Annotated in this window: 23 protein-coding genes; 7 read left to right on the top strand and 16 right to left on the bottom strand. The window is 60.7% G+C overall.

The features are described from left to right. Positions 1-4: 4 nt before the first annotated feature. The 3 genes from holA to BJ917_RS29165 all read left to right on the top strand — a co-directional run bounded on the left by holA (position 5) and on the right by BJ917_RS29165 (position 2,825). Positions 5-1,042, top strand: coding sequence for a DNA polymerase III subunit delta (gene holA, locus BJ917_RS29155; protein ID WP_121105783.1), 1,038 nt, complete (start codon positions 5-7; stop codon positions 1,040-1,042). 232 nt (positions 1,043-1,274) lie between these two features. Continuing rightward, a complete protein-coding gene (gene arfA, locus BJ917_RS29160) occupies positions 1,275-1,439 on the top strand; it encodes an alternative ribosome rescue factor ArfA (protein WP_003176285.1) in 165 nt (54 codons plus the stop codon). 63 nt (positions 1,440-1,502) lie between these two features. Next, positions 1,503-2,825, top strand: coding sequence for a lytic murein transglycosylase (locus BJ917_RS29165; protein WP_096514904.1), 1,323 nt, complete (start codon positions 1,503-1,505; stop codon positions 2,823-2,825). Positions 2,826-2,917: 92 nt separating this feature from the next. Here the strand turns inward: BJ917_RS29165 and BJ917_RS29170 are convergent, their stop codons facing one another. The 13 genes from BJ917_RS29170 to BJ917_RS29230 all read right to left on the bottom strand — a co-directional run bounded on the left by BJ917_RS29170 (position 2,918) and on the right by BJ917_RS29230 (position 15,500). After that, positions 2,918-3,868 carry an LD-carboxypeptidase gene (locus BJ917_RS29170; RefSeq protein ID WP_096514902.1) on the bottom strand — a complete coding sequence of 317 codons (951 nt, stop codon included), beginning with the start codon at positions 3,866-3,868 and terminating at the stop codon, positions 2,918-2,920. A gap of 173 nt (positions 3,869-4,041) precedes the next feature. Beyond that, complete coding sequence (lipA, locus tag BJ917_RS29175; protein WP_121105785.1) at positions 4,042-5,064, bottom strand: lipoyl synthase; 1,023 nt, start codon at positions 5,062-5,064, stop codon at positions 4,042-4,044. A 1-nt stretch (position 5,065) separates the two neighbouring features. Next, positions 5,066-5,713, bottom strand: coding sequence for a lipoyl(octanoyl) transferase LipB (gene lipB / locus BJ917_RS29180; protein WP_121105787.1), 648 nt, complete (start codon positions 5,711-5,713; stop codon positions 5,066-5,068). Beyond that, complete coding sequence (locus BJ917_RS29185; RefSeq protein ID WP_093229879.1) at positions 5,713-5,988, bottom strand: DUF493 domain-containing protein; 276 nt, start codon at positions 5,986-5,988, stop codon at positions 5,713-5,715. Before BJ917_RS29185 ends, lipB begins: the two co-directional genes overlap by 1 nt. An 84-nt stretch (positions 5,989-6,072) precedes the next feature. Then, complete coding sequence (locus BJ917_RS29190; RefSeq protein ID WP_096514898.1) at positions 6,073-7,230, bottom strand: D-alanyl-D-alanine carboxypeptidase family protein; 1,158 nt, start codon at positions 7,228-7,230, stop codon at positions 6,073-6,075. Positions 7,231-7,414: 184 nt separating this feature from the next. After that, the gene (locus BJ917_RS29195; protein WP_096514896.1) at positions 7,415-8,425 is read right to left on the bottom strand and encodes a septal ring lytic transglycosylase RlpA family protein; all 1,011 of its coding nucleotides are present in this window, start codon (positions 8,423-8,425) and stop codon (positions 7,415-7,417) included. Continuing rightward, positions 8,425-9,435, bottom strand: a complete 1,011-nt coding sequence (gene mltB / locus BJ917_RS29200) for a lytic murein transglycosylase B (RefSeq protein ID WP_096514894.1) — start codon at positions 9,433-9,435, stop codon at positions 8,425-8,427. Before mltB ends, BJ917_RS29195 begins: the two co-directional genes overlap by 1 nt. 17 nt (positions 9,436-9,452) lie before the next feature. After that, entirely contained in the window at positions 9,453-10,556 is a 1,104-nt protein-coding gene (rodA, locus tag BJ917_RS29205; protein WP_177435621.1) for a rod shape-determining protein RodA, read from the bottom strand. A gap of 31 nt (positions 10,557-10,587) precedes the next feature. Further along, complete coding sequence (mrdA, locus tag BJ917_RS29210; protein ID WP_096514889.1) at positions 10,588-12,483, bottom strand: penicillin-binding protein 2; 1,896 nt, start codon at positions 12,481-12,483, stop codon at positions 10,588-10,590. Between the two features lie 12 nt (positions 12,484-12,495). After that, positions 12,496-12,963, bottom strand: a complete 468-nt coding sequence (gene rlmH, locus BJ917_RS29215; RefSeq protein WP_007937439.1) for a 23S rRNA (pseudouridine(1915)-N(3))-methyltransferase RlmH — start codon at positions 12,961-12,963, stop codon at positions 12,496-12,498. Between the two features lie 9 nt (positions 12,964-12,972). Next, positions 12,973-13,467, bottom strand: coding sequence for a ribosome silencing factor (gene rsfS / locus BJ917_RS29220; protein WP_008022922.1), 495 nt, complete (start codon positions 13,465-13,467; stop codon positions 12,973-12,975). Between the two features lie 73 nt (positions 13,468-13,540). Next, positions 13,541-14,260: a nicotinate-nucleotide adenylyltransferase gene (gene nadD, locus BJ917_RS29225; RefSeq protein ID WP_372237776.1), complete on the bottom strand. Its 720-nt coding sequence runs from the start codon at positions 14,258-14,260 to the stop codon at positions 13,541-13,543. Next, positions 14,229-15,500 carry a glutamate-5-semialdehyde dehydrogenase gene (locus BJ917_RS29230; protein ID WP_096514885.1) on the bottom strand — a complete coding sequence of 424 codons (1,272 nt, stop codon included), beginning with the start codon at positions 15,498-15,500 and terminating at the stop codon, positions 14,229-14,231. Before BJ917_RS29230 ends, nadD begins: the two co-directional genes overlap by 32 nt. A 189-nt stretch (positions 15,501-15,689) precedes the next feature. Here BJ917_RS29230 and BJ917_RS29235 point away from each other — a divergent pair, with 189 nt between their 5' ends. Both BJ917_RS29235 and BJ917_RS29240 read left to right on the top strand, forming a co-directional pair. Next, positions 15,690-16,388, top strand: coding sequence for a DNA-3-methyladenine glycosylase (locus tag BJ917_RS29235; RefSeq protein WP_096514883.1), 699 nt, complete (start codon positions 15,690-15,692; stop codon positions 16,386-16,388). 187 nt (positions 16,389-16,575) lie between these two features. After that, positions 16,576-17,892: a bifunctional DedA family/phosphatase PAP2 family protein gene (locus tag BJ917_RS29240; protein WP_121105793.1), complete on the top strand. Its 1,317-nt coding sequence runs from the start codon at positions 16,576-16,578 to the stop codon at positions 17,890-17,892. A 79-nt stretch (positions 17,893-17,971) separates the two neighbouring features. On the opposite strand, the gene BJ917_RS29245 is transcribed toward BJ917_RS29240, so the two are convergent. From BJ917_RS29245 to BJ917_RS29255, 3 genes are read right to left on the bottom strand one after another with little or no spacing between them, the layout of a single operon-like run. After that, a complete protein-coding gene (locus BJ917_RS29245) occupies positions 17,972-18,562 on the bottom strand; it encodes an LON peptidase substrate-binding domain-containing protein (RefSeq protein ID WP_096514879.1) in 591 nt (196 codons plus the stop codon). A gap of 11 nt (positions 18,563-18,573) precedes the next feature. Further along, positions 18,574-19,290, bottom strand: coding sequence for an LrgB family protein (locus BJ917_RS29250; RefSeq protein ID WP_096514878.1), 717 nt, complete (start codon positions 19,288-19,290; stop codon positions 18,574-18,576). Then, positions 19,287-19,652 (bottom strand): CidA/LrgA family protein, encoded by a 366-nt coding sequence (locus BJ917_RS29255; protein ID WP_096514876.1) that lies wholly within the window; start codon positions 19,650-19,652, stop codon positions 19,287-19,289. The genes BJ917_RS29250 and BJ917_RS29255 overlap by 4 nt, the downstream gene beginning before the upstream one ends. A gap of 198 nt (positions 19,653-19,850) precedes the next feature. Between BJ917_RS29255 and BJ917_RS29260 the strand changes: the two genes are divergently transcribed. Continuing rightward, complete coding sequence (locus BJ917_RS29260) at positions 19,851-20,306, top strand: MaoC family dehydratase (RefSeq protein ID WP_096514874.1); 456 nt, start codon at positions 19,851-19,853, stop codon at positions 20,304-20,306. A 113-nt stretch (positions 20,307-20,419) separates the two neighbouring features. Then, a complete protein-coding gene (locus tag BJ917_RS29265; protein WP_121105795.1) occupies positions 20,420-22,138 on the top strand; it encodes a C13 family peptidase in 1,719 nt (572 codons plus the stop codon). The last annotated feature ends 16 nt before the right edge of the window (positions 22,139-22,154 follow it).

Genomic DNA, 22,154 nt, shown 5'->3' on the forward strand with positions numbered 1-22,154 from the left:
TCTTATGAAGCTCGCTCCCGCCCAACTCGGCAAACACCTGCAAGGTGCCCTCGCGCCGGTCTACGTGATCAGTGGCGACGACCCCTTGCTGTGTCAGGAAGCCGCCGACGCCATCCGCGCCGCTGCCCGTCAGCAGGGCTTCGATGAGCGCCAGGTTTTTGCCGCCGACGCCAGTTTCGACTGGGGTACGTTGCTGCAGGCCGGTGCCAGCATGTCGCTGTTCGCTGAGAAGCGCTTGCTTGAACTGCGCCTGCCCTCTGGCAAACCGGGTGACAAAGGTGCCGCCGCGCTCATTGAATACTGCTCGCGACCGGCCGAAGACACGGTGTTGCTGATCAGCCTGCCAAAGCTCGATGGCAGCGCGCAGAAAACCAAGTGGGGCAAGGCGCTGATCGAAGGCCAGCAGACACAGTTCGTGCAGATATGGCCGGTGGATGTCAGCCAGTTGCCGAGCTGGATCCGCCAACGTTTGTCCCAGGCCGGACTGTCCGCCACACAGGATGCCGTCGAACTGATCGCCGCCCGGGTCGAGGGCAACCTGTTGGCTGCCGCCCAGGAAATCGAAAAGCTCAAGCTGATGGCCGAAGAAGGTCAGATCACTGTCGAAACCGTGCAGGCTGCGGTGGCTGACAGCGCGCGCTTCGATGTCTTCGGACTGACCGATGCGATTCTCAACGGTGAAGCCGCCCACGCGCTGCGCATGCTCGAAGGGTTGCGCGGTGAAGGTGTCGAACCACCGGTGATTCTCTGGGCCCTGGCCAGGGAGCTGCGTCTGCTGGCCAATATTTCCCTGCAATACAGCCAGGGCACGCCGCTGGACAAAGCCTTCAGCCAGGCCAAGCCGCCCGTTTGGGACAAGCGCAAACCGCTGATGAGCAAAGCCCTGCAACGCTATTCAGCGCAACGCTGGGCGCAATTGCTGCTCGAAGCACAGCGCATCGATGCGCAGATCAAGGGGCAGGCAGCCGGGTCACCGTGGATGAGCTTGAGCCGGTTGACGCTGTTGATGGCTGGCCAGCGGTTGTCGTTGCCCGCCGAGTAAGGCTCTTTGTGGCGAGGGAGCTTGCTCCCGCTGGGCTGCGAAGCAGCCCCAATCCACGCACCGCGTTTATTCAAGAAATTGCGTTTACCCGTTTTACGACTGCTTCGCAGCCGAGCGGGAGCAAGCTCCCTCGCCACGGTTTATCATTCCTACGCAATGCAGGGACTAGACAGAGCCCCCACTTGAGCAGATGATTTGCCCCGCAAAACCCACTCAATCGCGAGAGCCCATCATGAGCAAAAAGCCATCCAAACATGGCCCAAACAAGGCCAAATCCATCATCGCCCAGCCACTGTTCCGCAGCCGTCAGGAACGAGCCGGCAAGGGCAAAGGCAGCTACCGCCGCGAAGCCTTCCAGTCTAATAGCTGGGAGGCTTCTTACTTTCTGGCCGCCTGAAAAGGCAAGCATCCGCTCAACATGTTAAGGTCTGTACTTGATTCGTTTTCCCTGGACCCGTGCATGCCCCTTAGTCTTTCCCGTCGTTGGCCCCTGCGCCAATTGATCGCTGCCTCCAGCCTCATTTTGCTAGTCGCCTGCGCGGAAAAGCCCACCGCCGCCGACGCACAGCCGCTTCAGACACCCCCTGTCGCCACCGCCCCTGCCGTCGTTGCACCCGTGGTGCCGAGCGACGAAAACCTCGATATCCAGCCGACCCAGACCTTTGCCGAATGGCAGGCGGGCTTTCGCAAGGATGCCCTGGCCGCCGGTATTCGTGCCGATTTGTTTGATCGGGCCTTCGCCAATGTCAGCTTCGACCCCAGCGTGATTCGTGCCGATCGCAGCCAGCCGGAATTCGCCCGGCCGGTGTGGGAATACCTCGACGGCGCCCTGTCGCCGCTGCGGGTACGCAAAGGTCAGTCGTTGGTCAGCGAGAACGCCGCCATCCTGCAAAGCATCGAGCAACGCTACGGCGTCGACCGCGAGGCATTGGTCGCGGTGTGGGGCATGGAAAGTAATTTCGGCCAGTTCCAAGGCAACAAGTCAGTGATCAACTCGCTGGCCACCCTGGCCTACGAAGGCCGGCGTCCGGCTTTCGCCCATGCGCAATTGATCGCCGCGCTGCAGATTCTGCAACAGGGTGATATCGAACCCGAGAAAATGCTCGGTTCCTGGGCCGGCGCCATGGGCCAGACCCAATTTATCCCGACCACCTATAACACCCACGCCGTGGACTTCGATGGCGATGGTCGTCGCGATATCTGGGGCAGCTCCACCGATGCCCTGGCCTCGACGGCGCACTACCTGCAAAGCTCTGGGTGGCAGAAAGGCCAACCGTGGGGCTTCGAAGTTCAGCTGCCGGGCAATTTCAACTATATGTTGGCCGACGGCACCATTCGCAAGAGCGTCGCCGAATGGCGGCAAATCGGTGTCATGCTACCCAACGGCAGCCAGGTTCCGGCGGGCTCCGAGCAATTGTCTGCGGCGTTGCTGCTACCGGCCGGTTATCGCGGTCCGGCGTTCCTGGTACTCGATAACTTCCGTGCGATCCTCAAGTACAACAACTCGTCGTCCTACGCACTGGCGGTAGGACTGTTGTCCGAACGCTTCCACGGGGCAGGCTTGATTAGCGGGACGTGGCCCAAGGATGATTTGCCGTTGAGCCGCACCGAACGTATCGAACTGCAAAACCTGTTGAGTGCGCAGAACTATGATGCGGGCACCGCGGACGGCATTATCGGCGCCAACACACGCAAAGCGATCCGCAGCGCACAACAGTCGTTTGGCTGGCCGGCGGACGGTTATCCGACGCACAAGTTGCTAGAAGGCCTGCGTAACCGTTAAGAAGCTTCGCTGGCAAGCCAGCTCCTACAGGAATGCGTGATCTCTGTAGGAGCTGGCTTGCCAGCGAAGACTGATTATCAGGCAATGATAATCTAACGTTTGACGACGACATCCTGCTCCAACACCAACTCCTTGCTCCCCGCATCCAGCCTGACCAGCGCCCCCATGGGCAATGTCAGGTTCGGGTCGCAATGCCCGCTGCGCCACCCGGACAACACCGGAATCCGCAACGGCTCGAATGTCTGCTTGAGCAACCGCTCAAGCGCAGGCACTTCAACCCCGGCCATGTCCCCCACCAACACACCACGCAACTTGCCCAGCGTGCCGGCCAGCCGCAAGTGAGTCAGCAACCGATCGATTCGATACAGCGGCTCATTGATGTCCTCGATAAACAGGATGACACCCTCGGCATCGAGCTCGTAAGGCGTGCCCATGGTCGCGGCGATTATCGACAGATTACCGCCCAGCAAGCGCCCGTGGGCGATGCCTGGCTCGATCGTCGTCAGCGGATAGGCCACGGGGTGTGCCAACACACTACCCGCCTTCAACTGCCCGCGCAGCATGTTGAAAAACGAAGGTTCGGTGGGCTTTTGCTTGTCCCCCAGCAGGTCCGCATTGAGTAGCGGGCCATGGAAAGTCACGAAGCCTGCATAACGACTGATCGCCAGATGCAGCGCAGTGATGTCGCTGTAGCCAATGAACGGCTTGGCGTTGTTGCGCAGCAGTTCGAAATCAATGCGATCGAGCAACCTCGGAGTGCCGTAACCACCACGCAGGCAAATGATGGCATCGACCTCGCCGTCGGCGAACGCGGCATGCAGATCATTGAGTCGCACCTCGTCACTGCCAGCCAGGTAGCCATTCTTCTCGTAGACGCCAGGAAAAATCTTCAGCGAATAACCCCGCGCGTGCATCCATTGCACAGCTTTATCAGTGTCCAGCGGCGCGGGACCGGCCGGCGCGATAACGCCGATCAGCCCCTGCGACGGCAAGGCCGGAACCGGAGTGTGAGGACAAAGGGGGTGGGGCGTTCGAACGGTCATCCATGAATCTCCCTGGGTGAAAACCTAAACACACAGTAGTCAGGAACGGGGACAAACAGAAGAGGGTTTGTCGTCCTGAAGGTTGCAGGAAACGGCGGCCATTGCCGTAGGCAATGCAAAAAAACGCCCGCAAGACTGAAAGCCTTGCGGGCGTTTTCATGACTGGCAAACGATCAGGACGACATCAGCTCGGCCTTGACCAGTTTTGCCTGCTCGTCAGCATGGTACGAGGAACGCACCAGCGGACCGGAAGCGACGTTCTTGAAGCCCATCTTGTAACCTTCCTCGGCGAACCAGGCGAAGGTGTCCGGATGCACGAAGCGTTGCACCGGCAAGTGGCTGCGGGACGGCTGCAGGTACTGGCCCAGGGTCAGCATGTCGATATCATGTTCGCGCATGCGCTTCATGACTTCGATGACTTCGTCGTCGGTCTCGCCCAGACCCAGCATCAGGCCGGACTTGGTCGGAATGTGCGGCATCATCTGCTTGAAGCGTTGCAGCAGGGTCAGCGACCACTGGTAGTCCGAACCCGGACGCGCAGCCTTGTACAGGCGTGGCACGGTTTCCAGGTTGTGGTTGAACACATCCGGCGGCTCGGCGGCGGTGATTTCCAGGGCGATGTCCATGCGACCACGGTAGTCCGGAACCAGGGTTTCGAGCTGCACGTTCGGCGACAGTTTGCGGATTTCACGGATGCAATCGGCGAAATGCTGGGCACCGCCGTCGCGCAGGTCGTCGCGGTCCACCGAGGTGATGACCACGTACTTCAGGCGCAGGTCGGCGATGGCGATGGCCAGGCTCTCCGGCTCATTGACGTCCAGTGGCTTCGGACGGCCGTGGCCGACGTCGCAGAACGGGCAGCGACGGGTGCAGATGTCGCCCATGATCATGAAGGTCGCGGTGCCGCCGGAGAAGCACTCGCCCAGGTTCGGGCAGGAGGCCTCTTCGCACACGCTGTGCAGCTTGTGTTTGCGCAACAGCGCCTTGATGCGGTCGACTTCCGGAGAGACCGGAATGCGTACTCGAATCCAGTCAGGCTTTTTCGGCAGCTCAGTGGTCGGAATGATCTTAACCGGGATGCGTGCAACCTTCTCGGCGCCGCGCAGCTTTACGCCGGCTTCAACCTTGGGACGCGGGGCCGGGCGCTCGGAGACATCGAGCGTCGGGATTACGGTTTGCACTGCATCAGTAGTCATATCAGTCGATTCCGCCCGTGAGGGTCGTCTGCTCAGCATAGTCGAGGTGTTTGACGAGCTGCGCACGCAGCCGGGCACTAACCTCGGCAAATTCAATCGATCCTGCGTGATCGCTCAGCTGGGTCATTGCCAGCCCGGCGTAGCCGCAGGGATTAATCCGTCGAAACGGTTCCAGGTTCATGTCCACGTTCAGGGCCAGGCCATGAAAGGAACAACCGTGGCGGATCCGCAGACCCAGAGACGCGATTTTCGCGCCGTTGACGTAGACACCCGGGGCATCCGGCTTGGCCGCGGCGGTCACGCCATAGCTGGCGAGCAGCTCGATCAGGCACGACTCCATGCGGGTGACCAGGTCACGTACGCCGAAACCCAGCTTGCGTACGTCCAGCAACAGGTAGGCCACCAATTGCCCGGGACCGTGATAGGTCACCTGGCCACCGCGATCGACCTGCACCACCGGGATATCTCCCGGCAGCAGCAAATGCTCGGCCTTGCCCGCCTGGCCCTGGGTAAACACCGGTGGGTGCTCGACCAGCCAGATCTCGTCGGCGGCATCGCTGCCGCGTTCGTTGGTGAAGCGCTGCATGGCATGCCAGACCGGCTCGTAAGCCATCTGGCCGAGTTCGCGAAAGCCCAGCGTGCCGGACATCACAGCACCATGTGCACGAAACCGGTAGCCCGCAGAAAGCTGTTGATGTTGTACAGCTGGTCCTGGTCGGTCGCGACGATGTGCAACTGAATGGTGGTGTACTTGCCGTTGCTGCTTTGACGCTCATCGACACGTGTATCGTTGATCGTCGCGTACTTCTTGACGATTTCGATGATCTTGTCCTTGTTGCCTGCGCCCGTATCGCAAATCACCTTAACCGGATAATCAGTCTGGGGAAATTCGATCTTTGGCGCCTTTACTTCGGTATCGGTCATGGCGTAACGGCCTCGTAAGCGTAAGCCGTGGCGACGGCATGGCCCCGTGCCGGATCAGCGCGGGGGCCATGCAGGTGCACACTATCAGTTGAACAAGCCGTAGAAGAATAGACGGATGCTATCCCACATGCGACGGAAGATACCACCCTCTTCGACGGCATCCAGAGCGATCAGGTTGGCGCTGTGCACCACCTTGTCGTCCAGTTTGACTTCGACTTTACCGATCACGTCGCCCTTGGCGATTGGCGCAACCAGTTGCGGGTTCATGGTCATGCTGGCGGCGAGCTTTTTCAACTGGCCTTTTGGCAGGGTCATGGTCAGGTCTTCAGCCAGACCGGCCTTGACCTGGTTGGTGGAACCTTTCCAGACAGGCGCCTGGGCCAGCTCGGTACCTTTTTGATAGAAGGTCTGGGTTTCGAAGAAACGGAAACCGTAGGTCAGCAGCTTCTGGGTCTCGGCGGCGCGAGCCACTTCGCTGTTGGTGCCGAACACCACGGCGATCAGGCGCATGCCATCACGTACAGCCGAAGACACCATGCAGTAGCCCGCTTCGTCGGTGTGACCGGTTTTCAGGCCGTCGACCGTCTTGTCGCGCCACAGCAGCAGGTTGCGGTTCGGTTGCTTGATGCCGTTCCAGAAGAACTCTTTCTGCGAGTAGATCGCGTAGTGAGCCGGGTCTTCATGGATGATGGCGCGAGCCAGCACGGCCATGTCATGAGCCGACGAATAGTGCTCAGGGTTCGGCAGACCGGTCGGGTTCATGAAGTGGGTGTTGGTCATGCCCAGGTCGGCAACGGTTTTGTTCATCAGGTCGGCGAACGCGTCTTCGCTGCCGGCGATGTGCTCGGCAACTGCCACACTGGCGTCGTTGCCCGACTGGATGATGATGCCGTGCAGCAAGTCGCTGACGGTCACCTGCGAGCCGACCTTGATGAACATCCGCGAACCGCCGGTGCGCCAGGCGTTTTCGCTGATGGTCACCGGGTCGTTTTCACCGATCTGGCCGCGACGGATTTCCAGGGTCGCGATGTACGCTGTCATCAGCTTGGTCAGGCTGGCTGGCGGCAGACGCTGGTCACCATTGTTTTCGACCAGCACGTTGCCGCTGCTGGCGTCCATGAGCACGTAGGCCTTGGCGGCCAATTGCGGTGGCGACGGCATCATCTCGACCGCGAACGCGGCAGGTGAGAGCAGCAGCGGGACTAAAAGGCACAGGCGTTTGGCAAAGGTGGTGATGTTCATCCGTCTCTCGAAATCGCTAATGGAAACTTGCCCGATGGCAAAACTATTCAGACGGCCTTCTAACGGGCCATCGCGTATTCAGTTGCTCACTCTGTAACCCTTGCCGGGTTTTTGTTCTTCGACGAGCCAACAACCTGGTTCACCCCCCAAAACCGCAGATGAACCGTCAATCAAGTCCTACGTATTACTCGGTCACAACACTCGGCGAACCAAGGTTGGCCAGGCGCACACTATTCTGCACTTGCTGGATTTCACCCGGCGAACCGATCGGTCCCAGGCGAACCCGATGCAGCGTTTGTTGATTGCGCACGATCGAGCTGATGAACACCGGAGCGCTCACCATCCCGCTGAGCTTCGACCTCAGGAGTTCTGCAGCGTCCGGGTTGGCGAACGCGCCCACCTGCAGATACTGGCCAGAGGCTGGTGCAGAAGCGTTTTTTTTTGCGTCCGCAATTTGTACGGGGACAACGGCGGCGGCATGTTGCTGCGGCGGTGGCGTCCATTGCTCGACGGTACCGGCCGAGGCCGTCATCGCCGGGGCGCTATTCTGCGCGACTTGTGGCTCGTTGAGCATTAAAGGCGCCGGACGGCCCTTGGCCGCCCAATACGCTTGTGGATCGATACCCTCGACCTTGACACGTGCGGTGCCGGTTTCGGCATAGCCGAGTTTCTTGGCCGCCGCGTAGGACAGGTCGATGATCCGGTCCGAATAGAACGGTCCACGGTCGTTGACTCGCAGGATCACGGTCCTGTTGTTGTCCAGGTTGGTCACCCGGACGTAACTCGGCAGCGGCAGGGTCTTGTGTGCGGCACTCATGCCATACAAGTCATAGACTTCGCCGTTGGCGGTGTTCTGGCCATGGAACTTGGTGCCGTACCAGGACGCCGTGCCCGACGCCACATAGGTCTTGGATTCCTGCAACGGGAAATAGGTTTTGCCCAGCACGGTGTACGGGTTGGCCTTGTACGGGCCGGTGTGCAAGGTTGGCGTGGCATCCGGGATGCGCGAAACGTCGACGTCCCACCAGGGTGCGCCATCTTTGTGGGCGCGGTTGATGTCCAGCCCCGGCGCCGAGCGCACGGCGGTGGAAGATTTCTGCGTCGGCGAGCGACTGGTCGAACAACTGGCGACCAGCACTGCCAACGCGGCAAATGCCATCAGCTTCAGGGGTTTATTCATAGGCAATGCCCGCATTACTTGACGCCCCGTGCTTGGACCAGCTGTTCAGACAGTTGATGTACGGCCATGGCGTACATCACGCTGCGGTTATAACGCGTAATTGCGTAAAAATTGTTCAGGCCCATCCAGTATTCAGGGCCATTGTCGCCTTCCAGGCGAAAAGCGGTAACCGGCATATCATCGCGCAGCGCATCATGACTTGACCAGCCCAGGGCCCGCAACTCTCCAACGGTTTTAGCCGGCTCTATACCGGTGGTCAAACCTTCGTCCACCTGATCACCGCGCACATCGGCGCGGCTGACCACCGGCTCGCCGGCGACCCAGCCATGACGCTTGAAATAACTGGCGACGCTGCCGATGGCATCGTCCGGGTTGTTCCAGATATTGATATGGCCATCCCCGTCGAAATCCACTGCATAGGCGCGGAAGCTACTGGGCATGAACTGCGGCAAGCCCATCGCCCCGGCATAGGAACCCTTGAGGGTCAACGGGTCAACCTGCTCTTCCCGGGCCAGTAGCAGGAACTCTCGCAATTCCTTGCGGAAAAATTCGGCACGGGGAGGATAGTCGAAACCCAGCGTCGACAAAGCATCAATTACGCGGAAATTACCGGTATTGCGGCCGAAAAAGGTCTCAACGCCGATGATCGAGACGATAACCTGCGCCGGCACGCCGTATTCCTGTTCGGCACGAGCCAGTACGGCCTCATGCTGTCGCCAGAAGTCCACGCCGCGGGCGATGCGAGCATCGGTGATGAACATCGGGCGATACTCATTCCACTGCTTGACCCGCTCGGCGGGCTTCGAAATCGCATCCAGGATCGACTGTTTACGCTCGGCTTCGCGGAACACGCCCATCAACTGTTCGCCGGCGAAACCATAATCGCGGGTCATTTCACCGACGAACTCGGCCACCTGGGGTGAGCCTTCGTAATCGCCGGCCAACGCTTCCTGCGCGATGCCAATGATGCCTACCAGGCCGACCCACGGCGCATGTCGAGTCGCCCAGCCACGCATTACTTGCATTGAACTCTTCACCTTATTCAAACCTGCGCGATCCACTTGCGATGGGTATGGATCGACATCAAAACCCCAAACGCTGACAGCAGCGTCACCAGCGAAGTTCCTCCGTAGCTAATGAACGGCAACGGCACCCCCACCACCGGCAACAGGCCACTGACCATACCGATGTTGACGAACACATAGACAAAAAACGTCATGGTCAGGCTGCCCGCGAGCAACTTGCCGAACAAGGTTTGGGCCTGGGCGGTAATCACCAGCCCACGACCGATCAGCAACAGGTAGATCAGCAACAGTGCGCAAATACCCACCAGGCCGAACTCTTCACCCATGACCGCAATAATGAAGTCGGTATGGCTTTCCGGAAGGAAATCCAGATGCGACTGGGTACCCAGCAACCAGCCCTTGCCGAACACACCACCGGAACCGATGGCGGCCTTGGACTGAATGATGTTCCAGCCGGTGCCCAGCGGATCGCTTTCCGGGTCGAGGAACGTCAGGATCCGCTGTTTCTGGTAGTCGTGCATGATGAAGAACCACATGGCGACTGCCACGGGCACAGCGGCGGCAAGCACGCTGAGAATCCAGCGCCAGCGCAACCCACCCATGAACAGCACGAACGCACCACCGGCCAGGATCAGCAGCGACGTGCCAAGGTCCGGCTGACGCACAATCAGAATGAACGGCAAACCAATCAGAAACAGACTGACGCCGACATGCTTGAGCTGCGGCGGCAAGGTGCGCTTGGACAGGTACCAGGCGATGGTCGCCGGCATCAGGATCTTCATGAACTCCGAAGGCTGGAAGCGGATCACCCCGGGAATATTGATCCAGCGTGTGGCGCCCATGGCGTTGTGGCCCATGACATCCACCACCACCAGCAACAACACACCGATCACATAGCCAACCGGCACCCAGCGGGCCATGAAGCGCGGTTCGAACTGGGCGATGACGATCATCGACACCAGGCCGATGCCGAACGAAGTGGCCTGCTTGGCCAACAGGTCCCAGCTTTTGCCACTGGCTGAATACAGCACGAACAGGCTGCCGGCGGCGAGGGTCAGCAGCAGGATCAGCAGCGGGCCGTCGATATGCAGGCGCTGCAACAGCGTCGCGCGACGCCGCATCACATCCTCGCTGGAGAGCATGCGATCAAAATTATTCATCATGGGCCGTAGCCTCCACGCTAGTAGGGCCGGCGTATTCGGCTTTGAGATGACCGTTCTGATCCAGCAGCCAGGCGTCCATGACTTGACGCACCACCGGCGCGGCCACGCCGGAGCCGGACTCACCGTTTTCGACCATCACCGACACCACGATTTTCGGATCGTCGGCCGGCGCGAAGCCCACGAACAAGGCATGGTCGCGATGACGCTCCTGCACCTTGGAGCGGTCGTACTTCTCACCCTGCTTGATCGCGACCACCTGGGCCGTACCACTCTTGCCGGCGATCCGGTACTGCGCACCGATCGAGGCCTTGCGCGCCGTACCCCGGGCGCCGTGCATCACCTGTTGCATGCCGTGGTTGACCTTGGTCCAGTCCGACGGGTCGCGCAGGATGATGTCCGGCATCGGGTTCTGATCCACCGGCTTCGCGCCTTCGATGGTCTTGGCCAGATGCGGACGGTTCCAGACACCTTTGTTGGCCACCAATGCCGTGGCCTGGGCCAGTTGCAGCGGCGTCGACTGCATGTAGCCCTGACCGATACCAAGAATCAGCGTTTCGCCCGGGAACCATGCCTGACGACGTGTGGCACGCTTCCACTCGCGGGTCGGCATCAGCCCCGGCGACTCTTCGAACATATCCAAAGACACCTTCTGACCAATGCCGAACTTGCTCAGGTACGACGACAATCGATCGATCCCCAGCTTGTGGGCCAGGTCATAGAAGTAGGTGTCGTTGGAGCGCATGATCGCCGTGTCGAGGTCGACGAAGCCATCACCGGTGCGGTTCCAGTTGCGGTACTTGTGATCGTAGTTGGGCAGCATGTAGTAGCCCGGGTCGAACACCCGGCTCGAGGCCGTCACCACGCCCGCGTCCAGGCCGGCGATCGCCACCGCCGGCTTGATGGTCGAACCCGGCGGGTAAAGGCCACGCAACACGCGGTTGAACAGCGGCCGGTCGATGGAGTCGCGCAGTTCGGAATAGGCCTTGAAGCTGATGCCGGTGACGAACAGGTTCGGGTCGAAACTCGGCTGGCTGACCATTGCCAGCACTTCACCGGTTTTCGGGTCCAGCGCCACCACCGCGCCACGACGACCACCGAGCGCAGCTTCGGCGGCTTCCTGCAATTTGATGTCCAGGCTCAGGACGATGTCCTTGCCGGGAATCGGATCGGTACGCTTGAGCACGCGCAATACGCGGCCTCGGGCGTTGGTCTCGACTTCCTCGTAACCCACCTGGCCGTGCAATTCAGGCTCGTAGAAGCGCTCAATGCCGGTTTTACCGATTTGATGGGTGCCGCTGTAGCTCACCGGGTCCAGAGACTTCAGCTCTTTCTCGTTGATCCGCCCCATGTAACCCACCGAATGCGCAAAATGCGCGCCCTGCGGGTAGTGACGGACCAGCTGCGCGACCACTTCCACCCCCGGCAGGCGGAACTGGTTCACGGCGATCCTGGCGATCTGCTCTTCGGTCAATTCGAACATGATCGGCACCGGCTCGAACGGCCGACGCCCCTGGCGCATGCGCTTCTCGAAAATCACCCGGTCCTCGGGCGTGAGTTCCAGCACCTGAACGATCACATCGAGCACCTGCTGCCAGTCGCCAGAGCGCTCGCGCGTCATGCTCAGGCTGAAGCTGGGCCGGTTGTCGGCAATCACTACACCGTTGCGGTCGTAAATCAACCCGCGGGGCGGCGGAATCGGCTGCACATGGACCCGGTTGTTTTCCGACAGGGTCGAGTGGTACTCGTACTGGATGACCTGCAGAAAATACAGGCGCGCAATCAGCACGCCGATCAATGTCACGACCGCAATTGCCCCGAACACGACGCGGCCACGCACCAGACGGGCGTCTTTTTCGTGGTCCTTGATGCGGATCGGCTGGGTCATGAGAGCGAAAAACTACTTGTGGTAAGGGTGGCCGGACAGCACGGTCCAGGCACGATACAGCTGTTCGCCGATCAGGATGCGCACCAGCGGGTGCGGCAACGTCAACGGCGAGAGCGACCAGCGCTGATCGGCACGGGCACAGACTTCCGGCGCCAGCCCTTCGGGGCCACCGACCATGAAATTCACCGTGCGCGAGTCAAGCCGCCAGCGATCGAGTTCGACCGCCAGTTGCTCGGTGCTCCAGGGCTTGCCGTGGACTTCGAGGGTGACAACACGCTCGTTCGGCCCGACCTTGGCCAGCATGGCTTCGCCTTCCTGACGGATGAAGCGCGCCACGTCGGCGTTCTTGCCACGGGTGTTGAGCGGTATTTCCACCAGTTCCAGCGCCAGCTCGGAAGGAAGACGCTTGGCATATTCATGCCAGCCTTCTTCCACCCATTTGGGCATGCGTGAACCGACGGCGATCAGTCGCAGTCGCACAGCCGTTCCTTATTCCTGGTCTTTGTTGAGCTTGTTGAAATGCTCGTGACCAACTTCAGGGCTGTGGTGTTTGCCATCGGCGGCACGGCTCTGCTCGGCACCCTTCCACAGGCGCTCCAGGTCGTAGAACTGACGGGCGTTGGAGGTCATCATGTGGACGATCACGTCGTCCATGTCCAGCAACACCCAGTCGCTGTCGCCCTTGCCTTCTTCACCCAGCGGCTTGATACCCAGGGCTTTGACGGCCTCGCGGACCTTGTCCAGCATCGCGCCGATCTGGCGGTTGGACGTACCGGTGGCGATGATCATGTAGTCAGTGATGCTCTGCTTGTCACGGACATCAATCACCAGCACGTCCTGGGCCTTGACGTCTTCCAGAGCCGCTACGGCGATCTTGACCAGCTCATCGCCTTTAGGCGGCTCGGCAGCGAGGACCTTCTCAGGCAGCGGGGCACTCTTGAACGTGCCTTTGCGCTTAACTTTGTTTACGTCGTTGTTCGTCATATAAAACTCGTTTTGCTCGTATGTTCGGGCGCTTCAATACACGTTGTTGCCACGTGCCTTGAGGCACTCCTCTTCAGTTCGACGCACGGTAGAGTCCGTGCGCATCGATGTAGGCCAGGACCGCGTCGGGCACCAGGAAACGTACCGACTTACCGCTGGCCAGCAGTTGACGGATCTGGGTGGCGGATACCGCGAGCGGTGTCTGCCAGACGAATGCAATCTGTCCGCTCGGCCCTTTGAGGGCCAGCGGGTCGCTCACCGAGCGCGCTGCCAGCAGGTTGCGCAAGGCATCCGGCGGTTCGCTGTCGGCATCCGGGCGTTGCAACACCAGGATATGGCAATGCTGGAGCAACTCTTCCCAGCGGTGCCAAGTGGGCAGGCCGCAAAATGCGTCCCAGCCCAAAAGCAGAAAAACCTGGGTCTCGTCGGCCATTTCGGCGCGCATCGACTCCAGGGTATCGATGGTGTAGGACGGTTTGTCCCGCTGCAATTCGCGGGCGTCCACCACCAACGGTGCCACACCGGCCACCGCGCACTCGACCATCGCCAGACGGTCTTTCGCCGACACTTGCGGCGTATCCCGATGAGGGGGCCTGGCACTCGGCACCAGGCGCAACTCATCGAGCGCCAGCGATTCGGCGACTTCCAGCGCGCCGCGCAAATGGCCGACGTGCACCGGGTCAAAGGTTCCGCCCAGAACGCCGATGCGTCTGGAAGGCGCGCTGGCGGTTACCGGGGCTGACGGGTCGAGGTGGCCCAAGTCAGACCGGCTCCTGTCCGCGCAACTGGCCATCACCGACCACGACATACTTCTCGCAGGTCAGACCTTCGAGACCGACCGGGCCGCGGGCGTGCAGCTTATCAGTAGAAATGCCGATCTCCGCACCCAATCCGTATTCAAAGCCATCGGCGAAGCAAGTCGGGGTGTTGATCATCACCGACGAGGAGTCGACTTCAGCCACGAAACGCCGGGTGTCGCCCTGGTGTTCGCTGACAATCGAATCGGTGTGATGAGAGCCGTAATGGTTGATGTGCTCGATGGCCTGCTCCAGCCCGTCGACCACGCGGATCGACAGGATCGGCGCCAGGTATTCGGTACTCCAGTCTGCTTCGGTGGCCGGCAGCGCATCGATGATCGACCGGGTGCGTTCGCAGCCGCGCAGCTCGACGCCTTTTTCGCGGAACTGGGCAGCCATCGCCGGCAAGAAATCCTTGGCAACGATCTGATCGACCAGCAGCGTTTCCATCGCACCACAGATGCCATAGCGGTACGTCTTGGCATTGAATGCAATGCGCTGGGCTTTCGGCAGGTCGGCGTGGGCGCTGACGTAAACGTGGCAGATGCCGTCCAGGTGCTTGATCACCGGCACACGGGCATCGCGACTGACGCGTTCGATCAGGCCACGGCCACCGCGGGGCACGATGACATCGACGTACTCCGGCATGGTGATCAGCGCGCCCACGGCGGCGCGATCGGTGGTTTCGACCACTTGCACCACGGCAGCCGGCAGATCGGCCTCGGCCAGCCCGCGCTGGATGCAGGCGGCGATGGCGCGGTTGGAATGTATGGCCTCGGAGCCGCCCCGAAGGATGGTCGCGTTGCCGGATTTCAGGCACAGGCTGGCGGCGTCAATGGTCACGTTGGGCCGCGACTCGTAAATGATCCCGATCACGCCCAGCGGTACGCGCATCTTGCCGACCTGAATCCCCGACGGCCGATAGCTCATGTCACGGATCGCGCCGACAGGGTCCGGCAGCGCGGCCACCTGTCGCAACCCTACGATCATGCCGTCGATACGTGCCGGGGTCAGCGCCAGGCGCTCGAGCAGCGCCGGCTCCAGACCATTGGCGCGGCCGGCTGCCAGGTCCAGCTCATTGGCGGCCGTCAGCTCGGCGCGGGCAGCGTCCAGCGCATTGGCGGCAGCCTGCAGCGCGCGATTTTTCTGCGCAGTGCTGGCACGGCCGATGACGCGGGAAGCCTCGCGGGCAGCGCGACCCAGGCGGGTCATATAGTCAAGAACGGACTCAGTCATGGTCTGGCGTGGTCTTTGATAAGGTCTTGGTAAAGAGTAAAGCGGCAGATTATAGCTGTCGTGTCTCCCGACTAACAGCGGTGACGGGCGGATGGTCGAAATGGAGGGCAATTTGCCGATGTTCAGGCGGGATTAAGCTGCAAATTGTTATCATCACGCCCCCATCAGCCCTGATAAACGCCGTTCATCATGTCCAACCTGACTGATCGAGCGTCCGCAATGAGCCCGCCCAAGGGCCTCCCGGACGCGTTTTTCGACCGCGACGCGCAAATTCTGGCCCGGGATTTACTGGGAAAAGTCATTCGCCATCGGATCGGCGACCTGTGGCTCAGCGCCCGAATCATCGAGACAGAAGCGTATTACTGTGCCGAAAAAGGCAGCCACGCATCCCTTGGCTACACAGAAAAGCGTAAGGCTTTGTTTCTGGATGGCGGCCACATCTATATGTACTACGCCCGCGGCGGCGACTCCCTGAACTTCAGCGCCCAGGGCCCGGGCAATGCGGTACTGATCAAGTCCGGCTACCCGTGGGTCGACGAACTGAGCGGACCGGCGAGCCTGGCGCAAATGCTGTTGAACAACCCCGACGCCCAGGGTCGCCCTCGCCCATCGCAAAAGCTCTGCGCCGGGCAAACCTTGTTGTGCAAGTCGCTGGGCTTGAAGGTACCGGTCTGGGACGCCAAGCGCTTCGATCATGAAGTGCTGCTGGTGGAAGACGTCGGCCAGACGCCTGCCCATGTCATCCAGGCCACGCGCCTGGGCATTCCCCATGGTCGCGATGAACACTTGATGTACCGCTTCGTCGACGCGTCCTACGCAGCCTACTGCACGCGGAACCCGCTGCGACGGGGGCAGGTCGAAGGTCGCGATTACATTGTGCTGTCCTGACACGGACTTGAAGCTGAAGGAATTTCGTGTGGGAGCGAGCTTGCTCGCGATGACGGCGGCACATCACGTATCAGTGTGACTGACACTCCGCAATCGCGAGCAGGCTCGCTCCCACAAGGTTTCAGTGTTGTTTAGAGATTTGTGTTTTGCCCCTGGAATCAATTGAACATTCAATGGAGTTGTATTTATGGGCCCATGGCTCGATAGCGTGACCGGCTGGTTGACGGTCAACCCGCAATGGCTGGCGGCAGCGGTGTTCATCGTGGCCTTCGTCGAATGCCTGGCGATTGCCGGGCTGATCGTGCCCGGCACGGTGTTGTTGTTCGCCGTGGCGGTACTGGCCGGTAGCGGAGCACTGTCGTTGAGCGAAACGCTGCTGCTGGGCTTTCTCGCCGGGGTGCTCGGCGATGTGGTTTCGTATTTCCTGGGGCGCCATTTTCACCAGAACATCCGCCGTCTGCCAGGCCTGCGCCATCACCCGCAATGGATTGCCGGAGCCGAGGTGTACTTCCAGCGCTATGGCATCGCCAGCCTGTTGGTCGGGCGTTTTATCGGACCTTTGCGCCCCATGCTGCCGATGGTGGCCGGGATGTTCGATATGCCGTTCCCACGGTTCTTCGCCGTCAGCCTGCTGGCCGCTGCGGGTTGGTCAGTGGCCTACCTGTTACCGGGCTGGGCCACCGGCGCGGCGATTCGCTTGCCGTTACCCGATGGCTTCTGGCCCCAGGCCGGGGTCGTCGCCGGCAGCATTGCGCTGATGGTCGGCCTGAGCGCCACCAGCAGTCTGCGCAAGCATCGCAAGGCCACGATGTTCATTACCGGGATGAGTTTTCTGATTCTGGCGGCGCTGTTTATCGGTTACTCGCACCTGACCGCCCTCGACCAGGGACTGATGACCCTGGTGCAGGAACATCGCAGCCCGATGCTCGATGAAGTGGCCGTGGTGTTCACGCTGATCGGTGAGTTCCACAACATGCTGGTGTTCAGCGCCTTGCTGGTTGTACTGCTGCTGATGACCCGGCAATGGCGCCAGGCAATCTTCGCGTGCAGCACATTGCTGTTCACCGCGCTGGGCAACACCGCGACCAAGAACTTCTTCGCCCGCGTGCGTCCGGAAGTGTTGAGCAACCCATTGACCAGCTACAGCATGCCTAGCGGTCATGCCTCGGGCGCCTTCGCGCTATTTCTGACCCTCGCCGTCCTCGCCGGTCGCGGGCAACCGCCACGGATGCGCCTGACCTGGCTGCTGGTGGGCTGCCTGCCGGCGCTGGCAATCGCGCTGTCACGGGTATATCTCGGCGCGCACTGGCCGACGGATGTACTGGCAGGTGCGATGTTGGCGGCCTGTGTCTGCGCAGCCAGCCTGTGGCTGTGTCAGCGCCGGACTTCGCTCAACGCCATGCCGCCCAAGGTCTGGTGGCTGGTACTGCCATCATTGGTGGCACTGTTCGGATTCTTCGTGTTGCGGCATTTGCCGGATACGCTGTTGAGATACGCCTACTGAAGATCAATTGATCGCAGCCTTCGGAATGTACGCCTTGTCCCTGTGGGAGCTGCCGCAGGCTGCGATCTCTTCAGAAACGTCAGGCAAACAACTCTCCCTGCAACTCATCCAGCAACGCCTGAATCGCATCCAGTCGTTGCTGCGGATCGTCGAGCTGCAGCAGGTCGATCTTGTCCAGCTCTGCGAATGGCAACAAATAGGCAAGCTGATTGGCCAGCGACTGTTGCCCGGCCGCTTCGGTGCCCATGTTCAGCGCTTCGACCATCGGGTGTTCGGCCAGTGCCCTGAGCAGGGCCACCAGATCGGCGTCCTCATCCTGCAGCGGTTGCTCGGGCTCTTCGCCCAGCCACTCGACTTCGGCCACGATCAATTGATCACGCTGCACTTCGGTACGCAGCACGTGAAAGCGCCGGCCACCCTGCACCCGGATGCCCAACAGGCCATTGTCCTGCTGCTTGAAATCGGTGATCAGCGCTTCACACCCGACCAACGCATAACCCGCCGGGGCGATGCCGACCTCTTCGCCGTCAAGGATGCACACCACGCCAAAGCCGCCACCCTGCTTCATGCAGCGACCGATCATGTCCAGATAGCGCGCCTCGAAAATCTGCAGGTCGAGGATGCAACCTGGAAACAGCACCGTGTTCAGCGGAAAAAGCGGCAAGCTCATAGATATGTCCTTTACACCATCATCGACACCGCCAATGGCAGCAACACCGCCGTGGCCACGCCCATCAAACTCATCGCCAGCGCCGCGAAGGCACCGCACTCTTCATTTTCCTGCATCGCCACCGCCGTGCCGACCGCGTGAGCCGTCATGCCCAACGCCATGCCGCGGGCCTCGGGGCTGTGCACGCCAAGCCGGTTCAGCAGGCTCGGTCCGAAGATCGCGCCGATCACCCCGGTGATCAACACGAACACCGCCGCCAGCGCCGCGACGCCACCGATCTGTTCGGCCACCAACATGGCAATCGGCGACGTCACCGACTTCGGCGCCATGGTCATCAGGATCATGTGTTCAGCGCCGAACCACCAACCCAGCAACACGCCCATGCCCGTGGCAACCACACCGCCTATCACCAGCGTAGTAAATATCGGCCAGAACAACTGCCGAATCCGCCGCAGGTTGAGGTACAGCGGCACGGCCAATGCGACGGTGGCCGGGCCCAGCAGGATGCTGAGGATCTCGGTGCTCTTGCGGTACTCGGCGTAACTCAGGCCACAGCCTACCAGCACACCGATGACCAGCAACATGGAGACCAGTACCGGTTGCAAAAAGATCCAGCGGGTTTTCTCGAAAGCCGCCAGCACCAGCTGATAGGCGCCGAGGGTAATGCCGATACCGAACAATGGATGGTGAATCACTGACGTCCAGGCGCCCTGCCAGTCCAGGATCATTGGCTGTCCTCACGAGGGTGGGCATGACGCTTGATCAGGCGCTGCATCAGCACGCCCGCGAACGCCATGGACAGCACCAGTGACAACACCAGTGCACCGACGATGGCCCAGAAATCCGCTGCGATGTCTTTGGCGTAAACCATCACACCTACCGCGGGTGGCACCAGAAGCAATGGCAGATAACGCAGCAGGCTGCTGGCTGCCAGGTTCAGCGGCTCCCCCACCTGGCCACGGCTGATCAAGTACACCAGAAGTAGCAGCAAACCAATGATCGGCCCCGGCAGCACCGGTAGAAACAAATGGTTGATGGCTGTGCCGAGCAATTGGAACAGCACCAGCCAGGTCAAGCCTCGTAATAACATCCCTCTTCTCCCGCAAACCCCCTCACCCGCAATGACGGGCCGGGCATTATAAGCACGGCTGCCGTATACATCGGCATTCGCCAATGGCATGGTCGGTTGACCGCAGCGATTTGCCATGTTGATCTAAAGTGGTAAGCCGGGAGGTCAAATCCCCCCAAACTCAAAACTATAAAACCGATGAACCCAAGGAGAGTCTCAATGCCCTTTGTTCCAGTTGCAGAGCTCAAAGATTATGTCGGCAAGGAACTTGGACGTTCCGAATGGCTCACGATCGATCAGGAGCGCATCAACCTGTTCGCCGAAGCTACAGGGGACTATCAGTTCATCCATGTCGATCCGGTCAAAGCCGCGCAAACGCCATTTGGCAGCACTATTGCTCACGGATTCCTGTCGTTGTCGCTGATCCCGAAATTGATGGAAGACATCCTCGTCATGCCCGAAGGCTTGAAGATGGTGGTCAATTATGGCCTGGACAGCGTGCGCTTCATTCAGCCAGTCAAGGTCAACTCCAGGGTGCGGCTCAAGGTCGATCTGACCGAAGTCATCGAAAAGAAACCCGGCCAATGGCTGCTCAAGGCCACTACCACCCTGGAAATAGAAGGCTCGGACAAACCGGCGTATATCGCTGAGCCCTTGTCGCTCTGCTTCGTGTAAACCTTGCCGGGTGCGAAGCAGCTCACGCTGTTTCGCACCCGCTGCGTTCATACCGACTGTATAAGGACACATAGCTGCGGCATACTCGCTCGCCTAATTGCCCGGAACCCGCTATGCGCTCACTTGCACTCCTCGCCTTGACCCTGATGCTCACCGCTTGCGGCAATGGCGAATCGCCAATGCCTCCCGACGCCCGCCTGCCGGACGGCGGACGCTATCGCGGCGCCCTGGTCGATGGGATGCTGCAAGGCCAGGGCCGTATCGATTACCCGAACGGCAGTTGGTATGCCGGCGAGTTCGACAAGGGTCAATGGCACGGCCAGGGCGAGTGGCACGGCAGCAACGGCGAGGTCTACCGCGGACAGTTCAACCAGGGACTGTTCGACGGCCAGGGCAGCCTGAGCACCAACGGCAGCAGTTATAACGGCCACTTCAAGCTCGGCCGGCGTGACGGTGAGGGCACCCTCAAAGAAAACGGCATGACGTACCGTGGCGAATTCAAGTCTGATCAGTATTCAGGGCTCGGACATCTGGAACTTGAAGACGGCAGCACTTACCAGGGCCAATTCGCCCATGGCAAACCCAACGGCGAAGGCCAGCGCGGCGATGGCAGCGGCAATCAATTCACCGGGCATTTCGTCGACGGTCAGCTGGAAGGCAACGGGACATTCAACAGCGCTGACGGCGACATCTACGTCGGCGGTTTCAAGAACAATCAACTGCACGGCAAGGGTCGTTACGAAAACGCTGACGGCGATGTCTGGCTGGGTCAGTTCAAGGAAGGCTCGCTCAATGGCAAGGGTGAGTTGATCGGTGCCGACGGCAGCCATTATATCGGCCACTTCAACGACTGGCGCTTCAGTGGTCAAGGCCGCTTGAACCTGGCCGACGGCAGCTTCTACATCGGCCAGTTCGACGGCGATGCCTATTCCGGTCGCGGCACCCTGGTACTGACCGATGGTGCAGTGCTCAGCGGCACCTGGATCAACGGCCAGCGTGTGCGTGATGCCGATGGCAAGTTGCTGCCCGACACCCTCGAACTCGGCCTATTGGCCCAGGGGCGACTGCTCGAAGACGCGCTAAGCAACGTGCCGGCCTCGACCCCGGCGGTAGAACTGTACACCCTGACGGTGGGCGGCGACGGTAAGCAAAGCGTATTCCTGCGAGAGTCCGACTACGTCGCGAACATGCTCACCAGTCGCTTTGGTGCCTTCGGTCAGATCCGTCTGGTGAACCATCGCGATCACCTCAGCGACCGGCCAATGGCTACCCGGGAAAACCTGCGTCGCGCGGCCGTGACCCTGGCCGAACGCAGCGGCCCGGAAGATTTGATTTTCATTTACCTGACCAGTCACGGTACCAGTGAGCACGAACTGGTGCTGGACCAGCCCCGCATGGAACTGGCCGATCTGCCGGCCGACGAACTGGCCGCGGTGCTCGCCCCCCTGAAAAACCGCGACAAGATCATCGTGATTTCATCCTGCTACTCCGGTGGGTTCATTCCTGCCCTCAAGGACGAGCGCACCCTGATCATGACCGCCTCGCGGGCCGACCGCGTGTCGTTCGGCTGTTCGGAAGAAGCCAACTTCACCTACTTTGGCGACGCCTTGTTCGCCCAGGCCCTGAACCAGACCGATGATCTGGAACAAGCCTTCAAGCGGGCCAAGGCCACCGTCGCCGAGCGCGAGCTGGCCGACAGCTACGAAGCCTCGGAGCCGCAGATCTGGGCGCCGAAAACCGTGCTTTCGCACTGGCAACTGTTGCGCAAACAGCAGGCGCGCAAAGCGCTGCAAAGTGTGTTGATTGACGGCAAGGATGCAAAGACCAACTAAGCTGATGAGTATCAAG

The organism is Pseudomonas sp. WPR_5_2, assembly GCF_003634475.1.
GTDB lineage: Bacteria > Pseudomonadota > Gammaproteobacteria > Pseudomonadales > Pseudomonadaceae > Aquipseudomonas > Aquipseudomonas izuensis.